3 protein-coding genes and 1 pseudogene are annotated in these 5,445 nt (G+C 73.1%); 3 read left to right on the forward strand and 1 reads right to left on the reverse strand.

Annotated elements, in window-relative coordinates; all coding sequences use genetic code 11:
- The first annotated feature begins 233 nt into the window (after positions 1 to 233).
- The 3 genes and pseudogenes from recA to rny all read left to right on the forward strand — a co-directional run bounded on the left by recA (position 234) and on the right by rny (position 3,550).
- On the forward strand, positions 234 to 1,370 hold the full coding sequence (gene recA / locus PV350_RS44010) for a recombinase RecA (RefSeq protein ID WP_499514389.1): 1,137 nt from the start codon (positions 234 to 236) through the stop codon (positions 1,368 to 1,370).
- Positions 1,262 to 1,969, forward strand: a pseudogene (gene recX / locus PV350_RS44015) (recombination regulator RecX); the annotation flags it as partial. The gene recA and the pseudogene recX, both read left to right, overlap by 109 nt.
- A gap of 93 nt (positions 1,970 to 2,062) precedes the next feature.
- Positions 2,063 to 3,550, forward strand: coding sequence for a ribonuclease Y (gene rny / locus PV350_RS44020; RefSeq protein WP_500338990.1), 1,488 nt, complete (start codon positions 2,063 to 2,065; stop codon positions 3,548 to 3,550).
- Between the two features lie 69 nt (positions 3,551 to 3,619).
- Here the strand turns inward: rny and PV350_RS44025 are convergent, their stop codons facing one another.
- Entirely contained in the window at positions 3,620 to 5,275 is a 1,656-nt protein-coding gene (locus PV350_RS44025) for an FAD-dependent monooxygenase (protein ID WP_499514391.1), read from the reverse strand.
- Positions 5,276 to 5,445 lie beyond the last annotated feature (170 nt).

Genomic DNA, 5,445 nt, shown 5'->3' on the forward strand with positions numbered 1-5,445 from the left:
GTGAACAACCCACGGGAGTCCGTGAAAACCCTTGGGAAACCGGGTCCGGGAGTCGCTTGACACGAAAATCGAACATCCATTCTCATGGATGTCCCGGACCCGGTTTCCCAAGGGTTTTCACGGACTCCCGTGGGTTGTCCACAGGCCGGGGGCGGCGTCGGGACGCGTTGTCAGTGGCAGGCAGTAGCGTCATGGACGTGAAGCGAACGACTCAGACACCCAGGGTGGAACCCATGGCAGGAACCGACCGCGAGAAGGCGCTCGACGCCGCGCTCGCACAGATTGAACGGCAGTTCGGCAAGGGCGCCGTCATGCGTCTCGGCGACCGGCCGAACGAGCCCATCGAGGTCATCTCGACGGGATCCACCGCCCTGGACGTCGCCCTCGGCGTCGGCGGTCTCCCGCGCGGCCGCGTGGTGGAGGTCTACGGCCCGGAGTCCTCCGGCAAGACGACCCTGACCCTGCACGCGGTGGCCAACGCCCAGCGGGCCGGCGGCAAGGTCGCCTTCGTGGACGCCGAGCACGCCCTCGACCCCGACTACGCCAAGCGCCTCGGTGTGGACGTGGACTCCCTGCTGCTGTCCCAGCCGGACAACGGTGAGCAGGCCCTCGAGATCACCGACATGCTGATCCGTTCCGGTGCGCTGGACCTCATCGTGATCGACTCCGTGGCGGCCCTCGTGCCGCGGGCCGAGATCGAGGGCGAGATGGGCGACTCGCACGTGGGTCTGCAGGCCCGTCTGATGAGCCAGGCGCTGCGCAAGATCACCGGTGCGCTCAGCCAGTCCAAGACCACCGCGATCTTCATCAACCAGCTCCGCGAGAAGGTCGGCGTGATGTTCGGCTCGCCGGAGACCACCACCGGTGGCCGCGCGCTGAAGTTCTACGCCTCCGTGCGGCTGGACATCCGCCGCATCGAGACCCTCAAGGACGGCACCGACGCGGTCGGCAACCGCACCCGCGTCAAGGTCGTCAAGAACAAGGTCGCGCCGCCCTTCAAGCAGGCCGAGTTCGACATCCTCTACGGCCAGGGCATCAGCCGCGAGGGCGGCCTGATCGACATGGGCGTGGACCACGGCTTCATCCGCAAGTCCGGTGCCTGGTACACCTACGAGGGCGACCAGCTCGGCCAGGGCAAGGAGAACGCGCGCAACTTCCTGCGCGACAACCCCGACCTCGCCGACGAGATCGAGAAGAAGATCAAGGAGAAGCTCGGCATCGGCGTCCGGCCCGAGGCTTCGGGCGAGCAGCCCGGTGAGGACGCGGCCGCTCCCGCCGCGGTGGCCGACCCGGCCAAGGCGGACGCCGGCGCGACGGTCCCGGCGCCCAAGGCCGTCAAGGCGACCAAGGCCACGGCCGCCAAGGCCTGACGGTGGCATCCGGGCACAAAGATCGTGGCGGCTCTTCCTCTCCCTCCTCGCCCGCCGTGGGGCAGGAGGGGCCCAGGGCGGAGCAAGAGCGCCCGCTCGACCCCGTGGAGCAGGCGCGGGCGCTCTGCCTGCGCCTGCTCACCGGGACGCCGCGTACCCGCAAGCAGCTCGCCGACGCCATGCGCCGCCGCGAGATCCCGGAGGACGCGGCGGAGCACGTGCTGGAGCGGTTCGAGGACGTCGGGCTCATCGACGACCAGGCGTTCGCCAACGCCTGGGTGGAGTCCCGGCACCACGGCCGGGGCCTCGCCCGGCGTGCCCTGGCCCAGGAGCTGCGCACCCGGGGGGTGGACGCCGAGGCGATCGGCCAGGCCGTGGGGCGGCTCGACGCGGGGCAGGAGGAGGAGACCGCCCGCGCCCTCGTCGACCGCAAGCTCCGGGCCACCCGCGGCCTGGAGAAGGAGAAGCGGATCCGCCGGCTCGCCGGGATGCTCGCCCGCAAGGGGTACGCGGAAGGGCTCGCCCTGAGGGTGGTCCGCCGTGCTCTGGAGGAGGAGGGTGAGGACCCGGAGTCGCTGGAGCACTACCTGCCCGACTGAACCTCCGTTGAGGTTCCTTGACCGTGCCTCTGAGTCGACTTAGCCTCACAACCGGTGAGGGATCGCGTCCTCAGAGATACGGGAGTTGGTGCCATGGGCATCGCGCTGGGGACCGAATCCGTGTTCACGGCCGTGGCCGTGGCCGTCACCGTGGTCGTCGCGGTCACCGCGGGGGTGCTGCTCCGACGGCTCCGCGCGGAACGCGAACAGCTCAGGGCGGCGGCCGAGCGTGAGGCCCGGGAGATCCGGGCCACCGCCAAGGAGGAAGTCCGCGAGATCCGGGCCGACTTGGAGCGGCGTGAGCAGCGGCTCGCCGACCGGGAGGCCCGCATCGACGCCGAGTCGGAGCAACTGCACCGGCGTCGCCGTGAACTGGCCGAGGAACGCGAGGAACTGGAGCGCCGCCGCGCCGAGCTCAACCGGCTGGAGGAGGAGCGGCGCGACGTCCTGGAGCGCGTCGCCGCCTACACCGCGGCCGAGGCCCGCGCCGACCTCGTGCGCTCCGCCGAGCAACAGGCCAAGCGTGAGGCGGCGGTGATCGCCCGCGACATCGAGCGTGCGGCCCGCGAACGCGGCGAGGAACGCGCCCGGCGGATCGTGGCCGGGGCCATCCAGCGCGTGGCCACCGAGCAGACCACCGAGTCCGTGGTCTCGGTGCTCCAACTGCCGGGGGACGAGATGAAGGGCCGGATCATCGGCCGCGAGGGCCGCAACATCCGTGCCTTCGAGGCCGTCACCGGGGTCAACCTCATCATCGACGACACCCCCGAGGCGGTGCTGCTGTCCTGCTTCGACCCGGTGCGCCGCGAGGTCGCCCGGCTCACCCTCGACGCGCTCGTCACCGACGGCCGCATCCACCCGCACCGCATCGAGGAGGTCTACGAGCGCAAGCAGGCCGAGGTCGAGCAGCTCTGCGTGCGCCACGGCGAGGACGCGCTCACCGAGATCGGCATCACCGACATGCACCCCGAACTGGTCACGCTGCTCGGACGGCTGCGCTACCGCACCTCCTACGGCCAGAACGTGCTCGGCCACCTCCTGGAGTCCGCGCACATCGCGGGCATGATGGCCGCGGAACTCGGCATCGACCCGGCCGTGACGAAGCGCGGCACGCTGCTGCACGACATCGGCAAGGCGCTCACCCACGAGGTCGAGGGCAGCCACGCCCTCATCGGCGCGGACCTGGCGCGGCGGCACGGCGAGTCCGAGGACGTCGTCCACTCCATCGAGGCCCACCACAACGAGGTCGACCCCCGCACCGTCGAGGCCGTCCTCACCCAGGCCGCCGACGGCATCTCCGGGGGCCGCCCCGGCGCGCGGCGCGAGTCCCTGGAGAGCTACGTCCGCCGGCTCAAGCGACTGGAGCAGATCGCCGCCGCGCACACGGGCGTCGCCAAGGTCTTCGCCATGCAGGCCGGACGCGAGGTCCGGGTCATGGTGCGCCCGGAGGACGTGGACGACATCCAGGCGCAGGTCATCGCCCGAGACGTGGCCAAGCAGATCGAGGAGGAGCTCACCTACCCCGGTCAGATCCGCATCACCGTCGTCCGTGAGTCCCGCGCCACGGAGTTCGCCCGCTGAGCGGCCCGGCCCGGACCGGACCGGACCGGCCCGGACGAACGGCCCGGCCCGGGCCCGCGCCCCGCCCCGTCAGTGGGGGACGCGGTCCTGGACGGGGCTCGGGGGGCCGCCGCGGGCGAGGTCGGCGTAGGCGTACAGCTCGGTCGGGCGGCAGCCGGTCATCACCGTCACCAGGTGGCCGTCCGGGCGGATCAGCAGCACGCTGTGCGCCGTCGACCCCGGGTACGCCTCCGTGACGAGCAGCTCCGCCCGGGTGGGCAGGGCCGCCACCGCCTTGGCCAGCCGGGGCATCAGGCCCGCGGTGAGCCAGTGCCGGCTCTCCCACACACCGGTGCCCGGCGCGACGAGGACGACCAGCAGGTCACGCCCGAGGCGCTCGTACAGGCGCGCCCCGGAGCCGTCGAGCGCCGTGACCGGGACGTCGACGACCGCACCGCCCGGGGGAGTGGCACAGGAGCCCAGGAGCGGCGACGGCGCGGCCGCCGAGGAGGCCGAGGCTGCGGCGCCCGCCCCGCGGGGAGCGGGCAGCGCGAGCGGTGAGCGGGCGTAGACCGGCGGTGCGCCGAGCGGGCCCCGGCCGAGGTGGCCGTCGGTGAGCAGTTCGGCGTACCGCCGGGCGGAGCCGGAGAGCACGGAGCGTCGCACCGTGTGCCAGACACCGCTGGCCCGCAGCAGCGGCAGCACCTGGTCGGTGGCCCGCAGCCGGGCGCCCACCGCGTCGCGCCGTTCGGCCTGGTAGCTGTCGAGCAGGGTGTCCGAGGCGCCGTGGTGCCAGGCCAGGGCGAGCTTCCAGGCGAGGTTGTCGGCGTCGCGCAGGCCCTCCTCCAGGCCCTGCGCGCCCAGGGCGCCCATGAGGTGCGCCGCGTCCCCGGCCAGGAAGACGCGTCCGGCGCGCCAGCGCCGGGCCAGCCGCTGGTGCACCGGGTACTCGGCGGAGCCCAGCAGCTCGTACGACGGAACGCTTCCGCACCAGGCCGAGAGGGTGCCGCGGATCCGCGAGACGAGCTCGTCGGAGGTGAGCGGCTCACCGCGCGCGGGCAGCAGCCAGTCCAGCCGCCACACCCCGTCCGGCAGCGGACGGGCCGTCACCTCCGGTCCCGCGCCGGGCCCCGGCGGCTCGCGGTGCAGCAGCGCCACGCCCTCGTCGGGCAGCGCGACCCGCAGTGCGGCGACGGCGTGCCGGTCGACGGCCGTGCGGCCGGGGAAGCGCACGCCCAGGAGCTTGCGCACGGTGGACCGCGGACCGTCGGAGCCGATCAGGTAACTCCCTCGCCACCAGGTGGCGTTGGCACCCTTGGTGCGGACGCTGACACCGCGGTCGTCCTGCTCGACGGAGTCGACGCGCGCCCCCGGGACGATCCGCACCAGCGCCTGCTCGGCGAGGGCCCCGCGCAACCCGTGCTCCAGGCGCTCCTGCCCGATGTGCAGCGGGGAGGGCCCCTGCCCGCCGGACGCGCGGTCGCCGAACTCCACCCGGACGGTCTCCTGCCGTCGGCGCAGCGTCCGCCACGCCTCCCAGGTGGCGCCGGACTCGTAGAGCCGGCGGTGGCCGAGCCGCACCAGCAGCCCGGCGGTCTCGGGACTGAGGACGGCCGTGCGTTCCGCGGGGAGCGAGGGCGCGTGGTCGTGCTCGTCCAGCACGATGCTCGGCACGTCGTGCCGGGCCAGGCAGAGCGCGAGGGCGAGCCCGACCGGACCCGCCCCCGCGATGATCACCGGGTCCACTGCGTGGTCCCCGGAAGCTGTGCAGTCACATTGCGTATGCAACCTACTGCGCGTGCGTGCGTCAAGTGACCACACCTGCCGCGCGGTGGTGCGCCTGGCGCACCGTCACTCCGCGGCGGCCTCCACCGCCTTGATGTCGCCCGCCTTCGGCGGCGCGCCCTTGCGGCTGC

The sequence above is a fragment of the Streptomyces sp. PA03-6a genome (assembly GCF_033792765.1).
Lineage (GTDB): Bacteria > Actinomycetota > Actinomycetes > Streptomycetales > Streptomycetaceae > Actinacidiphila.